Below are 18372 nucleotides of genomic sequence, written 5' to 3' on the forward strand. Positions count from 1 at the left end.
GATAAACAACTGTGTGATTAACAACTGTGTGATGGAGCTCTGTAAAATAACGACATCCAGTCGGTCTGTGACAAGCTTACCAGCATGAGCACTTCAGACAGTAATTCACACGTTTTCGAGCCCTCGACCGGCCAGGCCGACGTCTCACAGCAGATCCGCGACATCTCCGAGGTCCCCGCGATCGAGGTCATCACCACCGCGGCTGTGCACCTGATGAGCGCCGCCGCCGTGAAGCTCGGCCTTGCCGCCGAGGAGAACGCCGAGGAGCTCAAGGACCTCGACGAGGCACGCAAGCTGATCATTGCCCTCGCCGGCTTAGTCACTGCCGCGGCCCCCGAGATCGGTTCACAGCACGCCGGACCCTTGCGCGACGGGCTGCGTTCGCTGCAGCTGGCCTTCCGCGAGGAATCCGCCATTCCGGATGCTCCGGGCAAGGGCCCGGGCGAGAAGTACACCGGCCCCGTCAACTAGCAGCGAACGCCGGAGACGGACCCTTTCCGGGCACGGACTTCCAGGAACAACGACGACGGCGGGCGGACCACACAGGTCCGCCCGCCGTCGTCGTTGGCTCAGTCCGCGGGGGCCAGCCGCCGCCGGCGACGGTGCTGCAGCATCAGCCCCGCGAGGCACAGGGCGACGCCGGCCGCTCCCACGGCGACGAAGCCGGCCGGAGGGGAGACGACGTCGATGAAGAGGCCGGCCAGCGGGGCGCCCAGCGCGATCCCGCCGGTGAGGGCGGATCCGTACCAGCCCATTGCCTCGCCCCGGCGGCGTTCGTCGACCAGTTCGGCCACTTTCTCCGAGGCTGCCGAGAGCACCGGCGCGCACAGCAGCCCGGGCAGGAGCGAGAGCAGGCTGAGGGTCCAGGTGTCCGCCGCGAACGCCATCGGGATGGTGAGGGCGGACATGCCGAGCAGCAGCAGGAGCGGCGGGACGGGCCGGTGCATGGCGCCGTAGAGGATGCCGCCCACCACCGACGCCCCGCACCAGAAGAGGAAGACGAGGCCGATTTCGGCCTGGTGGCTGCCGCCCTCGAGGGCTGCGACGATCCCCACGTCGGTGCCGCTGAGGATCATGCCGGCCCCGGCAGCAACGGCGAAGACGGCGGCCACGGCGGCGGTGAACCAGCTGAAGCTGTGCAGGACCCTGTGCCTCAGGCCGGACCGGCGCTCCCGCCGTTCCCCGGCGGACGCGGCCAGCGGGGCGGGCCCGGACGCCACTTCCCGCAGGTGGGCGGGCGCGGCGGCGACAATGGCCACCTCTGTGCCTTCCAGAGGGCCTGCTGCCGGCACGGCGCTGCGGGTCGGCGGGTTGAACCACATGAGGAAGAGCCCGGACACCGAGGTCGCCACGCCGATCACGGTGAGTCCGAGGACGGAGAATCCGGCGGTGGCCACGATGGCGCCCGCGGCGGGGCCGATCATGAAGACCATCTCGGTGGTGATGGCGTCGAGGGCGAAGGCGGTGCGCCGCTGCTCGCCGGTGGCCAGGACGCCGAGGGACTGGCGGACCACGCTGAAGATGGGCAGCGTCAGCAGGCCGCCGACGAAGACCAGCGGCAGCAGCAGTTCGTAGGACACGTGCGGGACGATCGACCAGATCACGGTCTCGGAAATGACCGACGGGACCAGGGCCCTGCGCAGGCCCACCGTGTCCACCCGCCGTCCGCGCCAGGGCGCCCCGACGGCGATGCCGATGGTCATGACGGCGGCCGCGGCGCCGGCGGCGGCGGCGGCGTAGCCCTGCCCCAGGGTCAGGACGATGTGCAGGGTCAGCAGCACCCCGCCTGCCGCGTGCGGTATGCGGGCGATAATGCCCACCAGCAGGAGCCGCCTGATGGGCCCCACGGCCAGCAATTCCCGGTAAAGCGCGAAGTTCACGGACTACATCCTTTGGTTCTGCCGCGGCAGCCTGCTGCTGCTTCCGGCAGGGTCCCCCGCTTACCGCCAGCTATGGCGCCGCGCGCTGCAACTTGACCTCGATCGAGTCAACCCGCTCGGCAAACATTTCATTCCGGGTCCAGGCGTTGTTGAGGCCGGCCACAACCGACTGGACGCCGGCGGCGTCGAGTCCATCCTCAAGGTACAGCACCACCTTCAGCTCCGGCCCGGCCCCGCCGCCGGGAAGGAGCGTTCCGTCGGCGGCGGCCGAGGGAACTCCGCCGCCTGGATGAATTTCTACCCGGCGGACGGCCGGAAAGCCAGCCGCGGCCGAACCCAGCCACCGCGCCAGCTCCGGATCACCGTACGACGGCGTCCACGGGCGCTGCTGGGCAAGCGCCCAGACGGCGGGCCGCCGCACCACGAACGTGAACTCCGAGCCCGGATCGAGCACCAGCAGTTCGGCGCCTTCGGCGACGGCGGACAGCGCCGCCCGGGCCGCGTACACCGCGACGGGCCGGGCCGCCGGGTGCCAGGCCGTGAGCGAGGCCGCGGAGGTGAAGAGGGGCATGGCCGTCCGGCCGTCGGGGGCCTTGAGGGTCACGAGGGCCATGTCGGCCTGCTTGTCCGCCTGCAGGGTGTCACCGTGCAGCCCGACGGCGCCTTCGCCCTCCTCGGCGAGCCGGGCGAGGATCGGCACGAAGACCCGGGCGGCGGCCAGGGAGGCCACCACCCCTGCTTCGTCGCCTTCGCCTGCCGCCAGGGCCGCAAGGGCCGCAAGGTAGCCGGGGTCGGCGGCGCCGTCGTCGTCCTCGAAATTGTGGATCGCCGCATCGTCGCCGGCGAGGCTGCGGCCGGCCCAGGGCTGGCCGGCGGAGTCGGTGGCGCCGCCCGCACCGGCAAGCGCGGCCGCGATGTGGCCGGGCAGCTGGCGCGCCGCTTTTCCTGGCGCGGCTCCGCCGCCTGGCGCTGCCTGCTCGTCCTTCGGGAAATGCTCCACTGTTGCGGACCGCTTAGCGGCGGCCGGCGACGTCGAGGGCCTCGGGCATGGTGAAGTTGCCGTTGTAGAGGGCCTTGCCGATGATCGCGCCTTCGACGCCGAGCGGGACGAGGGAACGCAGCACCTTGAGGTCCGCCAGGCTGGAGATTCCGCCGGACGCGACGACGGGCTTGCCGGTCTTCTCGACCATCCGGCGCAGCAGCTCGACGTTGGGGCCCTGCAGGGTGCCGTCCTTGGTCACATCGGTGACGACGTAGCGGGCGCAGCCGGCCTCCTCGAGGCGGCCCAGCACCTCCCAGAGGTCGCCGCCTTCCTTGGTCCAGCCCCGGCCGGCCAGGGTGGTTCCGCGGACGTCGAGGCCGACGGCGATCCGGTCGCCGAAGCGCTCGATCGCGCGGCGGGTCCACTCCGGGTTCTCCAGCGCCGCGGTGCCCAGGTTCACCCGGGCGACGCCGAGGTCCAGGGCCTTCTCGAGCGATTCGTCGTCGCGCAGGCCGCCGGAGAGCTCCACCTTGATGTCCAGCCGGCCCACCACTTCGCGGAGCAGCTCCGCGTTGGAGCCCCGGCCGAAGGCGGCGTCGAGGTCCACGAGGTGGACCCATTCGGCGCCCTGCTGCTGCCAGTTCAGGGCCGCGTCCAGCGGGGTGCCGTAGCTTGTCTCGCTGCCGGCTTCGCCCTGGACGAGGCGGACGGCCTGGCCGTTGACGACGTCGACGGCGGGCAGCAGCTCAAGTACGGGCAGCGGGGTTTCGGTGGTCATCGTGGATCCTCAGCTTCGGTGTGGCGGCGGTTGGTCAGGAACGCTGCGGGGCCGTCAGGCGGCCGGCAGCGTCAGGAGGTAGGCGGCCAGAAGCGACATTCCGGCCAGGACATAGAACACGATCTGGACCCAGAGGGGGCTCTTCTGCTGCCGGAAGGACAGCGCCCCGCCGACCAGCAGGCCGGCAAGGCCCATCAGCACCAAGGACCACATCTAGGCGGTCTGTTCCGGGGGCGTGGCGTGGGGCCCCGTGCCCGCGGAAGTGGCCACGGCGGCGGCGGACCCGGCGGAAGCGGACTCGGCGGCCTCGGCGGCCTGGGGGCGGCCGCGCAGGCTGTCCACCCAGTTGCGCAGCAGCCGCGCACCGGCGTCGCCGGACTTCTCCGGGTGGAACTGGGTGGCGCACAGCGGGCCGTTTTCGACGGCTGCGATGAAGGGGCCGCCGTGCTCGGACCAGGTCACGAGCGGTGCCGCCATCCGCGGCTGGATCACGTCGAAGTCCCAGTGCTGGACGCCGTAGGAGTGCACGAAGTAGAAGCGTTCGTTCTGGACGCCGGCGAAGAGCCTGGAGCCTTCCGGGACGGCGACCGTGTTCCAGCCCATGTGCGGGACGACGTCGGCGGGCAGCAGCTCCACTTTGCCGGGCCACTCCCCCATGCCTTCGGCTTCGGTGCCATGTTCGACGCCGGCCTCGAAGAGCACCTGGAGTCCCACGCAGATCGCGAGCACAGGCCGGCCGCCGGCGACGCGGCGCCCGATCATCCGGATCGCGTCGACGGCCTTGAGTTCGTTCATGACTGTTTCGAAGGCGCCGACGCCGGGGACGACGAGGCCGTCGGCGTTGAGGACATCCTCCGGTTTGGAGCTCAGGATGACCTCGGCCCCCGCCCGTTCCAGGGCGCGGACGGCCGAGCGGACGTTGCCGGAGCCGTAGTCCAGCACCGTCACGGTGGGCTTGCCCTCGGGCGACGCGGGTTTCCGGCCGGCCTCGGGATTGATGACGGCCCCGTCCCGGATGTCCGGGCCGGTCACAGTGCGCCCTTCGTGGACGGGATGCCCTTGACCCGGGGATCGGGCTCGACGGCCGAGCGCAGGGCGCGGGCGAAGGCCTTGAACTGGGCCTCGACGATGTGGTGCGGGTCCCGGCCGGCGGTGACGTTCATGTGCAGGCAGATGCCGGCGTGCAGGGTGATGGCCTCGAAGACGTGGCGGGTCAGCGAGCCCGTAAAGTGGCCGCCGATCAGGTGGTATTCCTGGCCGGCCGGCTCGCCGGCGTGCACCAGGTAGGGGCGGCCCGAGACGTCGACGACGGCGTGGGCGAGGGCCTCGTCCAGCGGCACCGTGGCCTCGCCGAAGCGGCGGATGCCGGCCTTGTTGCCCAGGGCGGTGCGCAGGACCTCGCCGAAGGTAATGGCGACGTCCTCGACCGTGTGGTGGACGTCGATGTGGGTGTCGCCGGTGGCCTTGACCGTCATATCGATCAGGGAGTGCTTGCTCAGTGCCGTCAGCATGTGGTCGTAGAAGGGCACCGAGGTGCTGATGTCCGAAACGCCGGTGCCGTCCAGGTTGATCTCGACCAGGACGGAGGACTCGCTGGTGGTCCGTTCCATCCGTGCGGTGCGGCCCTCGGCAGCGGTTGATCCGGTGTTGCTCATGTGGGTGTTTCCTTTGGAAGAAGGCATGGTGCTGGGCAGCCTGGCAGTGGTCCTGTCCAAGGCTTAAGTCTAGGCCTGCAGCGCTGCGCGGCCGGTCAGGATGCGTTCGAGGGCCTCGAGGAACGCTGTGGTTTCCGTCTCAGTTCCGGCCGTCACGCGCAGGTGGCCGGGAATGCCGACATCACGGATGAGCACCCCCGCGTCCAGCAGCCCCTGCCAGGTCTCGTGCGGGTCCTCGAGGCCGCCGAAGAAGACATAGTTGGAATCGGAAGCGGCCGGCTTGAGGCCCATCCGCTGCAGTTCGGAGACGATCCGGTCCCGCTGGCGCTTGATGTCCTCGACGTCGGCCATGAGCGCCACCCGGTGGTGCAGGGCGGCCAGGGCCGTGGCCTGGGTGATCGCCGAGAGGTGGTACGGAAGGCGGACCAGGCGCAGGGCGTCGGTCACTTCGGGTGCCGCGGCCATGTACCCCAGCCGCGCGCCGGCGAGGGCGAAGGCCTTGCTCATGGTCCGGGAAACGATGAGCCGCTCCCGTCCCGGCAGCAGCGTGAGCGCGCTGGGCGTTCCGTCGTGGGCGAATTCGTGGTAGGCCTCGTCAACGATCACGATGGTCTGGCTGGCCTCACCGGCGGCGTAGACGGCCTCCACGACGTCGACGCCAAGGCCGGTGCCGGTGGGGTTGTTCGGGGAGCACAGGAAGACGACGTTGGGTTGGAGTTCGCGCACCTGGCGTGCTGCCGATTCCGCGCTCAGACCGTAGTCCCCGGCGCGCACGCCCACAAGGTATTCCGTGTCCGTGCCGGCGGCCAGCAGCGGGTACATGGAGTATGTGGGAGGGAAGCCCAGAGCAGTGCGGCCCGGGCCGCCGAAGGCCTGGAGGATCTGCTGGAGCACCTCGTTGGAGCCGTTGGCCGCCCAGATGTTCTCCGCGCCCAGTCCGTGGCCGAGATACTCCGCCAACGCTTCGCGCAGCTCGGTGAATTCGCGGTCCGGATACCGGTTCAGGCCCACTGCCGCTGCCGTCACGGCTTCGGAGATGGCCGCCTGGACGTCGGCCGGGACACCATGGGTGTTCTCGTTGACGTTGAGCAGGATGGGGACGTCCAGCTGGGGCGCCCCGTACGGGCGCAGGCCGCGCAGATTGGTCCGGAGGGGAAGTCGGTTGAGGCGCTCTAACTGGTCAGTCACCTCAACAGTTTAAGTGAGGCCGCGGCGGGCCCTGAAACTGTGACGCCCCGGCCCCGTCTTTTGGGGCTGCCGATGCTTGGGGAGCCGGGCTACTTGGACGGTACGAAGAGCTGCTGGCCCGGGATGACGCGCGCTGCGTCAAGGTTGTTGAGCTGGACGATGTCCGCGACGACGTCCCGGGGATCGCGCTCCGGTGCGACAGCCCCGGCGATGGCCCACAGGGAGTCCCCGGCCTGGACCGTCACGGACACGGTAGGCGTCAGCGACAGCTCGGATGCGGAGTCCGCCGCCTTGGCGGGGGCGTTGAGGAACCCGCTGAACGAGAGAATGAGGGCGGCCAGCAGGATAAGCGGAAGGCCGAAGAAGATGAACCTGCCCCGGCGGGTCAGCCGGAGCGGGGCCTGCCTGGCACCGGGGGCAGCGGCCGGCGCCGCCGGAGCGTGGCTGCCAAAGGACCGAACCTGTTCGGATGGATCGTACTGGCCGAATGTGTCGTGAAACGCGCCTGATGCTGACATGAACTTAGCCCTCCTGGACCATACGGTGCCGCTGCCGCCAGGCAGCCTGCCCTCGAACGTGTTGCCGAACGTCTACCTCTGCTTTGGCCTCAGCCAATCGAATACATATTCGAACTTTGCTGGTTCTGTTTTAGCACTTATTGACGAACATTGTCGAGACTCGCTAGAACAAATGTTTGAAAATCCGGTCCGGCTGGCCTACGTTTGAGTGACAGAACAAGCTCTTCCGGAGTTGAACCCAGTATTTGATCAGCAGCAGTTGAACCCAATAGTTGAACCCAGCCGTTGATCAGCAGTAGTTGATCAGCAGGGTCTGACAATTCAGACCGGAAGATCCCGGCCACCGCGGAACGGCGGCCGGGCGGATTGGAAAGGCGTTGGCGAACATGGCAGCACAAGCCACCGGCGGCAGGGCCACCCAGCGGGGTCCCCAGCCGGCCCGGGCACCCAAAAGCCTCACCGTCCGGCAGAAGAAGATCCTGGAAACCATCCAGCGGTCCGTGACGGACAAGGGATATCCGCCGTCCATGCGCGAGATCGGCGACACCGTCGGGCTCGCCAGCCTGTCCAGCGTCACGCACCAGCTCTCACAGCTGGAGAAGCTCGGTTACCTCCGGCGCGATCCCAAGCGTCCGCGCGCCATGGAGGTGCTCATGCCGCTGACCCTCGACGAGGGGACCACCGGGATTTCCGGTGTGGCGAAATCCAGCGGCCTGCGGACCGTGGGAGGGCTGTCCGTTTCGGAGCTCGCCAGCGCCACGGACACCGCCATGGTGCCGTTAGTGGGGCGGATCGCCGCCGGCGGCCCCATCCTCGCCGACCAGGTCGTGGAGGATGTCATGCCGCTGCCGCGCCAACTGGTGGGCCACGGCGAACTCTTCATGCTGAAAGTGGCCGGCGATTCGATGATCGACGCCGCCATCTGCGACGGCGACTGGGTCGTTGTCCGGCGTCAGAGTGACGCCCTCAACGGCGAAATCGTTGCCGCGCTGCTGGATGACGAGGCAACGGTCAAGACCTTCCGCCAGCGCGACGGCCACACCTGGCTGCTGCCGCAGAACACCCAGTACGAGCCCATCCTCGGCGACCACGCCGTCATCATGGGCAAAGTCGTCTCGGTCCTGCGCTCCCTCTAGGCCGCCGCCGAACGTTCCCGGCCGTTCCCGGCCGGCCCGCCGGCCGCCTGCGCCTACGTGGCAGCCTGCCGGGACTCCTTCGACAGCCGTTCCAGGGCCGCCAGGGCAACCGCAGGGTCGGTCGTCGGCCAGAACGGCGGCAAGGCGGCGCGGAGGAAGGCTCCGTAGCGTTCGGTGGAGAGCCGCGAATCCAGCACCGCCACCACGCCCTTGTCCGTCGTCGAACGGATCAGCCGGCCGGCCCCCTGGGCGAGCCGGATCGCGGCATGGGTGGCCGACACGGACATGAAACCGTTGCCGCCGGATTGGGCAACGGCCCGTGAGCGGGCGGTCATCAGCGGATCATCCGGCCGGGGGAAGGGAATCCGGTCGATGACCACGAGCCGGCAGGAGTCGCCGGGTACGTCGACACCCTGCCAGAGGGACATCGTGCCGAACAGGCAGGTGTCCGGCTCCTCGCCGAACTGCCGCACGAGCCCGGTCATGGTCGAATCACCCTGGCACAGGATGTCCATGTCCAGCCGGGGCCGCATTGCCTCGGCCGCGTCCTCCGCGGCGCGCCGCGAGGAGAAGAGGCACAGCGCTCCGCCGCCGGAGGCCCGGATCAGGCGCTCGAGCTCGTCGAGGGCTTCCGGCGAAGCCCCGCGGCCGGGTTTGGGCAGGTGCTTGGCGACATAGAGGATGCCCTGCTTCGGATAGTCGAAGGGGGAACCGACGTCGACGCCGGTCCAGCTGGGCGCGCCGGGGCCCACCAGTCCGAGGCCTCCGGCAGTCGGTTCGAAAGCGGAGCCGATCGCCAGCGTCGCAGAGGTCAGGATGACGGTGTGGTCCGCGAACAGCCCTTCCCGCAGCCGCCCGGCCACGCTGAGCGGTGCCACGTTGATCAGCGCCGGTGCGCTCTCGTCCGGCGGGGAGTATCCCTGTGCCGGGTCGAAGGTGCTGTTGCGGGAGAACCACACGACCTCGCGGTTTTCGCGGGCGGCCAGGAGCCGCTCGCAGAGTTCCAGGATGACCATGAGGCGCGAGCGCGCGAGCTGGCGGCCGCCGTCGGGCGTGCTGGCGCTGTCCCCCTTGGAATCGGAGAGGGCCGCGCGGCAGGCATCGCGCAACTGGTCGACGCAGTCCAGCTGTTCGCTGTTGAGCCCGTTGGGCAGGAGGCCGCTGGGCGCGCCTTCGATGGCCAGTTCGAGGTGGGCGGCCGCGTTGTTCAGCGCGTCCACGGTGATGCCGGTGTGCTTGCGGGCGCCGGAGGCGGCGGCGTGCACCATGGCCACGGAAAGCTGGCCGGACACGGCGCCCGTGACCCGGTCCTGGAGCTCGTGGGCCTCGTCCACGACCACGACATCGTAGTCCGGGAGCACGGCCAGGCCTTCGAAGGCGCTGACGGCGAGCATGGCATGGTTGGTGACGACGACGTCGGCGTCGGCGGCGTTCTGCCGGGCCAGTTCGCTGAAGCATTCGGCCGCGAGCGGGCACTTCTGCGCGCCGAGGCATTCCATCGAGGTGACGGAGACCTGCCGCCAGGCCCGGTCCGTGACACCGGGCACGAGTTCGTCCCGGTCCCCCGTGGCCGTGTCCTCGGCCCATTCGCGCAGCCGGACGATTTCCTTTCCCAGCTGGGAGGACGGGCCGCCCAGGGCCGCCGCGAAGTGCGGCACGGACGTGTCCTCGCCGAGGGAGAACAGCTGGCCTTCGGAGGGCTCCTCGGACGGGAACCCGCCCTCGAGCTTGTGCCGGCAGACGTAGTTGGAGCGGCCCTTGACGAGCGCGACCTTGACGGGACGTTCGAGGGCGGGGGTGATGGTCTTGAGCAGCCGGGGCAGGTCGCGGCCCACGATCTGGGTCTGCAGGGCCAGGGTTGCGGTGGAAACCAGGGTGGGCTTGTCGCTGACGAGCGAGTGGGCGATCAGCGGAATCAGGTACGCCAGGGACTTTCCCGTGCCGGTTCCGGCCTGGACCAGCAGATGGTCACCGGTGTCGATCGCGTTCGCCACCTGCCGCGCCATTTCGTGCTGGCCGCTGCGGCTCTGCCCGCCCATGCCGGACACCGCCCGGTCGAGCAGTTCGATCACGAACCGCTCGCCGGCCGGGCCGCCGTCGGGTGCGGGCGCGTCGGGTGTGGGCGCATCCGGTGCGGGCGCATCAGGTCCGGGCGCATCAGCCCCGGTCACCGCGTCAGTCATTGCTGATGAACGAATCCAGTTCAGCGGCGAAGCCTTCGCGCACCATCACCACGGCCCTGGTGCCGGTTTCCTCGTGCTGGAGGCTGAGGATCTCGGCGTCGGTTTCGTGGAGCTTGCTGAGCAGGTCACCGCGGTTGTACGGGATCATCAGTTCCAGCTTCACGCTGGGCCGGGGAATACCCTCGCTGATGGCCTTCAGCAGCTCCGGAATGCCCTCGCCGGTGCGTGCGGAAACCACGACATGGCGCGGTTCGCGCTGCTTGAGGCGTTCGATCACGAAGGGATCGGCGGCGTCGGCCTTGTTCAGGACGATGATTTCCGGGACCTTGCGGGCGTCGACTTCGCTGAAGACTGCCCGGACAGCGGCGATCTGGCCCTCCGGATCGGGATGGGAGACGTCCACGATGTGCAGGATCAGATCAGAGTCGGCGACCTCTTCCAGGGTGGAGCGGAATGCCTCCACGAGCTGGGTGGGCAGCGAGCGGACGAAGCCCACGGTGTCGGCGAGGGTGTAGCCCAGGCCGTCCGCGGTTTCGGCCTTGCGGACCGTCGGGTCCAGGGTGGCGAACAGGGCGTTCTCCACCAGGACGCCGGCGTCGGTCAGCCGGTTCAGCAGGGAGGACTTGCCCGCGTTGGTGTATCCGGCAATCGCCACCGAGGGGACGGCATTACGACGGCGGTTTGCCCGCTTGGTTTCCCGGGCCGGCTTCATCGCGGCGATTTCGCGCCGCAGCTTGGCCATCCGGGTACGGATCCGCCGCCGGTCCAGTTCGATCTTGGTTTCACCGGGACCGCGCGAGCCCATGCCGGCGCCGGCGCCGCCCACCTGGCCACCGGCCTGTCGGGACATCGACTCGCCCCAGCCACGAAGGCGCGGGAGCAGGTATTCGAGCTGGGCCAGTTCGACCTGGGCCTTGCCCTCGCGGCTCTTGGCATGCTGCGCGAAGATGTCCAGGATCAGGGCCGTCCGGTCGATGACCTTGACCTTGACAATGTCTTCGAGGGCACGGCGCTGGGAGGGCGCGAGTTCGGCGTCGACCACGACGGTGTCCGCGCCGGTGGACATCACGATGTCCTTGAGCTCCTGGGCCTTGCCGGAGCCGAGGAAGGTGCCCGGATCGGGCTTCTGGCGGCGCTGGACGAGTCCGTCGAGGACCTCCGAGCCGGCCGTCTCGGCCAGGGCTGCGAGTTCGCGCAGGGAGTTCTCGGCGTCGGCGAGGGTGCCTTCGGTCCAGAGCCCGGCCAGCACGACGCGCTCCAGGCGCAGCTGGCGGTATTCGACTTCGGTGACGTCTTCGAGTTCGGTGGACAGGCCGGCGGTACGGCGCAGGGCGTGCCGTTCCTCGAGGTCCTGCTGGTCGCCGTCGTAGCTGCCGTGTTCCTCCGCCAGCCCGGAGATCGCTTGGGCCCTGCCGAGCACGGTCCTGGGGTCGGCGCCGTCGTCATCCGGGCCGGTACTGCGGCCTGTGGTCCGGGCGGGGGTGTCCTTGGAGAGGATCCGGTCGATAACAGCCTGGATTTCCTCGGGGCTCATGTCCGAGGCTGCTGAATCGGGTCCGGTGTTGGGCTGACTGGTCATGGTCTCCTTTGAAGGTTCGGCACTTTCAGAATAGTGCCGATTGATGCTGTGTGGCGCGGTATTCGCGCTGGGCTGACGGCTGGAGGTCATCCGGGCCTCCTGGAATGCCTGCGGCGGCGCCGGCAGGGTGGGCTCCAATGCGGAGCGGAAGGGAAAGGTGGTGCGGCGCGAGGCGCCGATGGGGTGAAAGAATTTATGCGGTCAGCATTACGGGACTCCAAGTGAAAGGCGCGCCGGACCGGTGACGTCACTGCTGTGAGTTCCCTGCGGGGGCGCCGAGCGGAAGGTATCAACCTGCGTCGCTGCGGGGACGGGTTTCAGGCCGTGTGGTTGAAACCCGTGCCGGCTACTTGAAGTTCAAGATCATGTGTTTAAGCCTAGCAGACCGCTCTGATCCGCCCGTGCCCCGGTTTCCCATCGGGGCCGCGGGCCAACTAATCTGGCCAGTTATGGAGTCCGCACACTATTTCAGCGCCCAGCCCGCCGGGCCGTTCACCCGCAAGCCACTGACCGTGGAGCTTGCCGGCGAGACGCGCCACCTGCAGACGTCCTCGGCGATCTTCAGCCCGGACGGCATCGACAAGGGGACGGCCGTCCTGCTCGCCGAGGCGCCCGCCCCGGCACCGCAGGGAAACCTGCTCGACATCGGCTGCGGCTGGGGGCCGGTCGCGCTGACCATGGCCCTGCGGGCGCCGCACGCCCAGGTGTACGCGGTGGATGTCAATGAGCGCTGCGTGGCGCTGACGAACGAGAACGCCGCCCTGCTGGGGCTGGGAAATGTCACGGCCAGCACTCCGGACGCCGTGGACCCGGAGCTTCGCTTCGACACGGTCTGGTCCAACCCGCCCATCCGGATCGGCAAGGATGAGCTTCACGCGCTGTTGCTGCTCTGGCTGCCCCGGCTCGCCCCCGGCGGCTCTGCCTGGCTGGTGGTGCAGAAGAACCTGGGCTCGGATTCGCTTCAGCGCTGGCTGGCGGCCGAGCTGGATTCCAGCTTCACGGTCACCCGGGAGAGCACCTCGAAGTCCTTCCGGATCCTGCGGGTCAGGAAAGCGTCCCGCTAGCGACGATCACGGCCGGGCCGCTGAGCTCGACGTGCTCGTGCCCCTCCGGGCCGAGGAAGAACTTCACACTCACGACGCCGCCGGGCACGTGGACGTTCCAGGCGTCCGGTGCGCCCTGGCCGGCCCAGTGGCGGATCGCGACGGCGGCGGCGCAGGCGCCGGTGCCGCAGGACTGGGTCTCCCCCACTCCCCGCTCGTGCACCCGCATGGTGATGGTCCCCATGCCGTCGTGGACCAGCGGCTCGGACGGCACAACGAACTCCACGTTCGTACCGTGCGGCGGCGCCGGGTCAACGTGCGGTGCGGTGAACAGCTGGGTCGCTTCCAGCTCTGCCGGTTCGGCGAGGGCCACGACCGTATGCGGGTTGCCCATGCTGACCGAGAGCGCGGGCCTGGCCACTTCCAGCCCCGCGGCGCTGACCAGCGAATCCATGGCCCGGGCGATAGCCTCGCCCGGGAAAATGAATTCCCAAGGGCCCATGTCCACTGCGTAGCCGGCCGCCGTGCGGACGATCGTCTTCACCCCGCCGCGGGTGCCGATGGTCAAGGACTTCCCGGCCGGCAGATCGACCAGGCCCTCCGCGATCAGGAAGTGCACGAAAACCCGGACGCCGTTGCCGCACATTTCCGAGAGCGAGCCGTCGCCGTTGCGGTAGTCCATGAACCACTCGGCCTCCGGGTGCCGTGCCAGCAGCTCCTGGCCTTCGGGGAGCAGCCGGGACGGTACGGCGCGGATCAGCCCGTCGCCGCCGATCCCCCGGTGGCGGTCGCACAGCGCCGCGACCTGCCCGGGAGTGACGGAGAGGGCGCCGGTGGGATCCGCGATCAGCACGAAGTCGTTGCCGGTGCCGTGGCCCTTGGAAAACTTCAGTCCGCTCAGGGCTGCAGTGCCGGGCTCAGCGTTACGGTCGGCGGCCACTGCCAGGGATTCGTCCATGTTCCAAGGTTACCGGTCCGGTGGAGGCTTCGCGGCAGAGGGCGGCGGCCTTGGCCGCCAGCTCCGGATCCTGCCAGTCAAGCCAGGTGATGCGCGGATCCGCGCGGAACCAGGTGAGCTGGCGCCGGGCGAACTGCCGGGTGGCGATGATCGTTGCCTCCGCGGCCTGATCCACGTCCGATTCGCCGTCGAGGACCTTGAGGAACTGGGCGTAGCCGAGGGCCCGGGGCGCGGTCTTCCCCAGCCGGAGTCCCGCTGCGTCGAGCGTCCTCACTTCTTCGAGCAGGCCCTGGTCCACCATGCGGTGGACACGGCGGGCGAGCCGTTCGTGGAGCAGCGGGCGGTCCACCTCCAGCCCGATCTGCACGGCCGGCGCGAAGTACTCGCGGGTGGGCATGAAGGAGCTGAAGGGCCGCCCGGTCAGTTCGAACACCTCCAGGGCGCGGACGATCCGGCGGGCGTCGGCGAGCCTGCCCGCGGACACCGGGTCGACACGTTCCAGCCGGGCCCGCAGCGGCGCCGGTCCCGCCGCTGCCAGCTCCGCCTCGAGGCGGCGCCGGATGGCCGGGTCCGTGCCGGGAAACTCCAGGACGTCGAGGGCCGCACGGACGTACAGCCCGGAGCCGCCGGCCAGGATCGCGCGTTTCCCGCGGCCGTGGATCCCGGCAACCAGGGCCCCTGCCTGCTGCTGGAAGTCGGAGACACTGGCTTCCTCGGTCACGTCCATGATGTCCAGGAGGTGGTGCGGCACGCCCCGGCGTTCGGCCGCGGTGATCTTCGCCGTGCCGATATCCATGCCGCGGTAGAACTGCATGGAGTCGGCATTGATGACCTCGCCGCCAAGTTCCAGCGCGAGCGAGACGGCGAGATCGGACTTGCCGGAGCCGGTCGGCCCGACGACGGCGATCACCGGCGGCGCGCCGGGAGCGGCGTCCGGCGCGGCATCCGGCGTCGTGTCTTCCGGCGTCGTGCCTTCCGGCGTGACGGCCACCAGGCTAGCGGCCGCGGGCCGGGAGGCCCGGCATGCCCAGGGACACGCCGGTCCTGCCGGCGGCGGCTCCCGGGGCGGGAACCCCGCAGGAATCGGCCTGGGAGCGGTCCCACGCGTCGCCGGCGCGGGAGCGGCGGAGGCTGTAGTCGGCCGCCAAGGCAGGGTCCGCCACGAGGTGGAAGGCGGCGGCCTCCGTGATGGTCACCGTGACGAGGTCGCCCGGGCGCGGCACGCCGGCGCCGTCCGGCACCGAGAAGTGGACGAGCCGCTGGTCCTGGGCGCGGCCGGAGAGGCGGTGGGTTTCCTCGGACTTGCGGCCGGACTGCGCGGTGACCATCACCTCCACGCGGCGGCCCAGCTGGCGGGCGTTTTCCTCCGCCGCGATCCGGTCCTGCAGGGCGGTGAGCCGCTCGAAGCGTTCCTGCACCACGGCCTTGGGGAGCTGGTCCGGCAGGTCCGCGGCGGGGGTGCCGGGGCGCTTGGAGTACTGGAACGTGAAGGCGGTGGCGAAGCGGGACTTCGCCACGACGTCGAGGGTGGCCTGGAAGTCCTCTTCCGTCTCGCCGGGGAAGCCGACGATGATGTCGGTGGAAATCGCGGCGTGCGGCATCTTCTCGCGGACCTTGTCCAGGATGCCTAGGAATTTGGTGGAGCGGTAGGACCGCTTCATGTCCTTGAGGACCTTGTCCGAGCCCGACTGCAGCGGCATGTGCAGCTGGGGCATGACGTTGGGGGTTTCGGCCATGGCGTCGATCACGTCGTCGGTGAAGGCTGCCGGGTGCGGGCTGGTGAACCGCACGCGTTCCAGGCCGGGGATGTCGCCGCAGGCGCGCAGCAGCTTCGAGAACGCCTGCCGGTCGCCGAATTCCACGCCGTAGGAGTTCACGTTCTGCCCCAGCAGCGTCACTTCGATGGCGCCGTCGTCGACGAGGGCCTGGATCTCGGCCAGGATGTCGCCGGGGCGGCGGTCCTTCTCCTTGCCGCGCAGGGCAGGGACGATGCAGAAGGTGCAGGTGTTGTTGCAGCCCACCGAGATGGACACCCAGCCGGCATAGACCGAATCGCGCTTGGTGGGGAGGGTGGACGGGAAGACGTCCAGGGACTCGAGGATTTCCAGCTGCGCCTCGTTGTTGTGGCGCGCCCGCTCCAGCAGTGCCGGCAGGGCGCCGACATTGTGGGTCCCGAACACGGCGTCCACCCAGGGGGCCTTCTTCAGGATGGTCTCGCGGTCTTTCTGCGCGAGGCACCCGCCCACCGCGATCTGCATGCCGGGGTTGGCGGCCTTGACCGGGGCCAGCATGCCGAGGTTGCCATAGAGCTTGTTGTCGGCGTTCTCCCGCACGGCGCAGGTGTTGAAGACGACGACGTCGGCCTGCTCACCGGCCGCGGGGACGTAGCCGGCGGCCTCCAGCATCCCGGACATGCGTTCGGAATCGTGCACGTTCATCTGGCACCCGAAGGTGCGCACCTGGTACGTGCGGGGCCGCGGCGTGTCAGGGGACGAGGCGGAATCGATGGAAGGAGTGGTGCCGGCTGCTGGGGAAGGAATGGTCAAACTCACCTGTTAAGGGTAACGGTTCGGCACCGGCGCCGCGTGGGGGTCCTGCCAAGCGCCGCATCGGGGCCCGTGCCTGCCGTGCTTACCGTGCTTACCGTGCTGCGGCTGCGGAATCAGAGATCCGGTTCGGTACGGCCCGCGGCATCGAGGACCTCGCCGACAATCCGGAACGCCTGCGAGGGCTGGTAGCCCTTGCGCGCGAGCATGGAGGCCAGCCGGCGGGTGGCCTTGTCCCGCTCGGCGCGGTCCGCCAGGCCGCGGGCCCCCCGGAGCTTGCGCTCCACGAGTCCGCGGGCGGCGGATTCCTCGTCCTCGTCGCTGAGCTGTTCCAGGGCGCCGGCCGCCGTATCCGGGTCAATGCCCTTTTCGGCCAGCTCACGCCGCAGCGCACCCTTGGCGAGCTTGCGGGTCTGGGAGCGGCTGCGCACCCACATCTCGGCAAACTCGGCGTCGTTGATGAGGCGCACTTCCTCGAAGCGGTCCAGCACAGCCTCGGCGACGTCCTCGGGGACGTTGCGCTCGGCCAGCTTGCGGGAAAGCTGCAACCGGCTTTTCGGTGAATTCGTCAGCTGCCGGAGCACGATGGCACGGGCCACGGCGGCCGGATCGGCGTCGTGGTCCGGCGCCGCTTCAGGATCCGGCGGTACGTCGGTGTCCGGCGGCATCTTCCGGGACATTGCCCGCACAGCTGCCTCACCGGCAGGACCGGCACTCTCCGCGAAGCCGCCCTCCGCGCGGCCGCGGTCAGGATTCCGTGAACGGAACCCTGACCGCTGACGCGCCCTGCCGCTAGAAACCGTCAACGGCCTTCAGCTTCGGCGCTGCTTCGGTCTCGGCCGGCGGCTTCACGCCGACGCCGAGCTTCTCCTTGATGAGGCGTTCGAGCTCGGCGGCCAGCTCAGGGTTGTCGCGCAGGAAGCGGCGGGAGTTCTCCATGCCCTGGCCCAACTGGTCGCCGTCGTAGGTGAACCAGGAACCGGACTTCTTGATGATGCCGTGTTCGACACCCATGTCGATGATGCCGCCTTCGCGGGAAATGCCCTGGCCGTAGATGATGTCGAATTCGGCGATCTTGAAGGGCGGAGCCATCTTGTTCTTGACGATCTTGGCCTTGGTGCGGTTACCGACGGAGTCCGCGCCCTCCTTGAGGGTCTGGATCCGGCGGACGTCGATGCGGATGGACGCATAGAACTTCAGCGCCTTGCCACCGGTGGTGGTTTCCGGGGAGCCGAAGAACACGCCGATCTTTTCGCGCAACTGGTTGATGAAGATGGCGGTGGTCTTGGTCTGGCTCAGCCGGCCGGTGATCTTACGCAGGGCCTGGCTCATCAGGCGTGCCTGGAGGCCGACGTGGCTGTCGCCCATGTCGCCTTCGATTTCGGCGCGGGGAACCAGGGCGGCGACGGAGTCGATGACGATGACGTCGAGGGAGCCGGAGCCGATGAGCATGTCCATGATCTCCAGGGCCTGCTCGCCGGTGTCCGGCTGGGAGACCAGGAGGGCGTCGGTGTCCACGCCCAGCCTGGCAGCGTATTCGGGATCGAGGGCGTGCTCGGCGTCGATGAAGGCGGCGATGCCGCCCATGCGCTGGGCGCTGGCCACCGCGTGCAGCGCCACGGTGGTCTTACCGGAGGATTCCGGACCGTAGATTTCCACGATGCGGCCGCGGGGCAGTCCGCCAATTCCCAGGGCTATGTCCAGTGCAATCGAGCCGGTCGGGATGACCTCGATCGGCGCACGGACTTCGTCGCCCAGGCGCATGACGGAGCCTTTGCCGAACTGCTTGTCAATCTGGGCAAGCGCTGCTTCGAGCGCCTTTTCACGATCCGGGGCTGCGGCCATGGTTCACACCTCTAATGCTTTCTCGCTGTGGAGTGGCCGTTGCGGCCGTTTTTCTGTCATCACTGACGCTAATGCCACCCG

19 protein-coding genes are annotated in these 18372 nt (G+C 69.2%); 4 read left to right on the forward strand and 15 right to left on the reverse strand.

Annotated elements, in window-relative coordinates; all coding sequences use genetic code 11:
• Window positions 1-84: 84 nt before the first annotated feature.
• Window positions 85-471 carry a DUF1844 domain-containing protein gene (locus ACQCSZ_RS12200; RefSeq protein ID WP_211879047.1) on the forward strand — a complete coding sequence of 129 codons (387 nt, stop codon included), beginning with the start codon at window positions 85-87 and terminating at the stop codon, window positions 469-471.
• A 98-nt stretch (window positions 472-569) separates the two neighbouring features.
• Here the strand turns inward: ACQCSZ_RS12200 and ACQCSZ_RS12205 are convergent, their stop codons facing one another.
• From ACQCSZ_RS12205 to ACQCSZ_RS12240, 8 genes are all read right to left on the reverse strand, one after another.
• The gene (locus ACQCSZ_RS12205; RefSeq protein WP_427008208.1) at window positions 570-1880 is read right to left on the reverse strand and encodes an MFS transporter; all 1311 of its coding nucleotides are present in this window, start codon (window positions 1878-1880) and stop codon (window positions 570-572) included.
• 70 nt (window positions 1881-1950) lie between these two features.
• Window positions 1951-2880: an SseB family protein gene (locus tag ACQCSZ_RS12210; protein ID WP_427008209.1), complete on the reverse strand. Its 930-nt coding sequence runs from the start codon at window positions 2878-2880 to the stop codon at window positions 1951-1953.
• Window positions 2881-2893: 13 nt separating this feature from the next.
• Window positions 2894-3640 (reverse strand): bifunctional 1-(5-phosphoribosyl)-5-((5-phosphoribosylamino)methylideneamino)imidazole-4-carboxamide isomerase/phosphoribosylanthranilate isomerase PriA, encoded by a 747-nt coding sequence (priA, locus tag ACQCSZ_RS12215; RefSeq protein WP_211879053.1) that lies wholly within the window; start codon window positions 3638-3640, stop codon window positions 2894-2896.
• 54 nt (window positions 3641-3694) lie between these two features.
• Window positions 3695-3853, reverse strand: coding sequence for a hypothetical protein (locus ACQCSZ_RS12220; protein WP_211879054.1), 159 nt, complete (start codon window positions 3851-3853; stop codon window positions 3695-3697).
• On the reverse strand, window positions 3854-4672 hold the full coding sequence (gene hisH / locus ACQCSZ_RS12225; protein ID WP_427008210.1) for an imidazole glycerol phosphate synthase subunit HisH: 819 nt from the start codon (window positions 4670-4672) through the stop codon (window positions 3854-3856).
• Window positions 4669-5295 (reverse strand): imidazoleglycerol-phosphate dehydratase HisB, encoded by a 627-nt coding sequence (gene hisB / locus ACQCSZ_RS12230; protein WP_211879055.1) that lies wholly within the window; start codon window positions 5293-5295, stop codon window positions 4669-4671. Before hisB ends, hisH begins: the two co-directional genes overlap by 4 nt.
• A 69-nt stretch (window positions 5296-5364) precedes the next feature.
• Entirely contained in the window at window positions 5365-6483 is a 1119-nt protein-coding gene (locus ACQCSZ_RS12235; RefSeq protein WP_427008211.1) for a histidinol-phosphate transaminase, read from the reverse strand.
• An 89-nt stretch (window positions 6484-6572) separates the two neighbouring features.
• Window positions 6573-7001, reverse strand: a complete 429-nt coding sequence (locus tag ACQCSZ_RS12240; protein ID WP_427008212.1) for a LysM peptidoglycan-binding domain-containing protein — start codon at window positions 6999-7001, stop codon at window positions 6573-6575.
• On the opposite strand from ACQCSZ_RS12240, the gene ACQCSZ_RS12245 reads away from it, so the two are divergent.
• Together ACQCSZ_RS12245 and lexA are read left to right on the forward strand one after the other, a co-directional pair.
• Window positions 7000-7209, forward strand: coding sequence for a hypothetical protein (locus ACQCSZ_RS12245; protein ID WP_427008213.1), 210 nt, complete (start codon window positions 7000-7002; stop codon window positions 7207-7209). The genes ACQCSZ_RS12240 and ACQCSZ_RS12245 overlap by 2 nt on opposite strands.
• A gap of 178 nt (window positions 7210-7387) precedes the next feature.
• Window positions 7388-8137 carry a transcriptional repressor LexA gene (lexA, locus tag ACQCSZ_RS12250; protein ID WP_427008214.1) on the forward strand — a complete coding sequence of 250 codons (750 nt, stop codon included), beginning with the start codon at window positions 7388-7390 and terminating at the stop codon, window positions 8135-8137.
• A gap of 53 nt (window positions 8138-8190) precedes the next feature.
• Here the strand turns inward: lexA and ACQCSZ_RS12255 are convergent, their stop codons facing one another.
• Both ACQCSZ_RS12255 and hflX read right to left on the reverse strand, forming a co-directional pair.
• Window positions 8191-10320 (reverse strand): ATP-dependent DNA helicase, encoded by a 2130-nt coding sequence (locus tag ACQCSZ_RS12255; RefSeq protein WP_427008215.1) that lies wholly within the window; start codon window positions 10318-10320, stop codon window positions 8191-8193.
• Complete coding sequence (gene hflX, locus ACQCSZ_RS12260; RefSeq protein WP_427008216.1) at window positions 10313-11899, reverse strand: GTPase HflX; 1587 nt, start codon at window positions 11897-11899, stop codon at window positions 10313-10315. Before hflX ends, ACQCSZ_RS12255 begins: the two co-directional genes overlap by 8 nt.
• A gap of 449 nt (window positions 11900-12348) precedes the next feature.
• On the opposite strand from hflX, the gene ACQCSZ_RS12265 reads away from it, so the two are divergent.
• Window positions 12349-12963 carry a class I SAM-dependent methyltransferase gene (locus ACQCSZ_RS12265; RefSeq protein WP_427008217.1) on the forward strand — a complete coding sequence of 205 codons (615 nt, stop codon included), beginning with the start codon at window positions 12349-12351 and terminating at the stop codon, window positions 12961-12963.
• Here ACQCSZ_RS12265 and dapF read toward each other — a convergent pair.
• The 5 genes from dapF to recA all read right to left on the reverse strand — a co-directional run bounded on the left by dapF (window position 12944) and on the right by recA (window position 18291).
• On the reverse strand, window positions 12944-13900 hold the full coding sequence (gene dapF / locus ACQCSZ_RS12270; protein ID WP_427008218.1) for a diaminopimelate epimerase: 957 nt from the start codon (window positions 13898-13900) through the stop codon (window positions 12944-12946). The genes ACQCSZ_RS12265 and dapF overlap by 20 nt on opposite strands.
• Window positions 13866-14810, reverse strand: coding sequence for a tRNA (adenosine(37)-N6)-dimethylallyltransferase MiaA (gene miaA, locus ACQCSZ_RS12275; protein WP_427008324.1), 945 nt, complete (start codon window positions 14808-14810; stop codon window positions 13866-13868). Before miaA ends, dapF begins: the two co-directional genes overlap by 35 nt.
• 85 nt (window positions 14811-14895) lie before the next feature.
• Complete coding sequence (gene miaB, locus ACQCSZ_RS12280) at window positions 14896-16452, reverse strand: tRNA (N6-isopentenyl adenosine(37)-C2)-methylthiotransferase MiaB (protein WP_427008219.1); 1557 nt, start codon at window positions 16450-16452, stop codon at window positions 14896-14898.
• Window positions 16453-16562: 110 nt separating this feature from the next.
• On the reverse strand, window positions 16563-17045 hold the full coding sequence (locus ACQCSZ_RS12285) for a regulatory protein RecX (protein WP_427008325.1): 483 nt from the start codon (window positions 17043-17045) through the stop codon (window positions 16563-16565).
• Window positions 17046-17238: 193 nt separating this feature from the next.
• On the reverse strand, window positions 17239-18291 hold the full coding sequence (gene recA, locus ACQCSZ_RS12290) for a recombinase RecA (RefSeq protein WP_427008220.1): 1053 nt from the start codon (window positions 18289-18291) through the stop codon (window positions 17239-17241).
• Window positions 18292-18372: the final 81 nt, after the last annotated feature.

This window comes from Pseudarthrobacter sp. H2 (assembly GCF_050157045.1).
GTDB lineage: Bacteria > Actinomycetota > Actinomycetes > Actinomycetales > Micrococcaceae > Arthrobacter.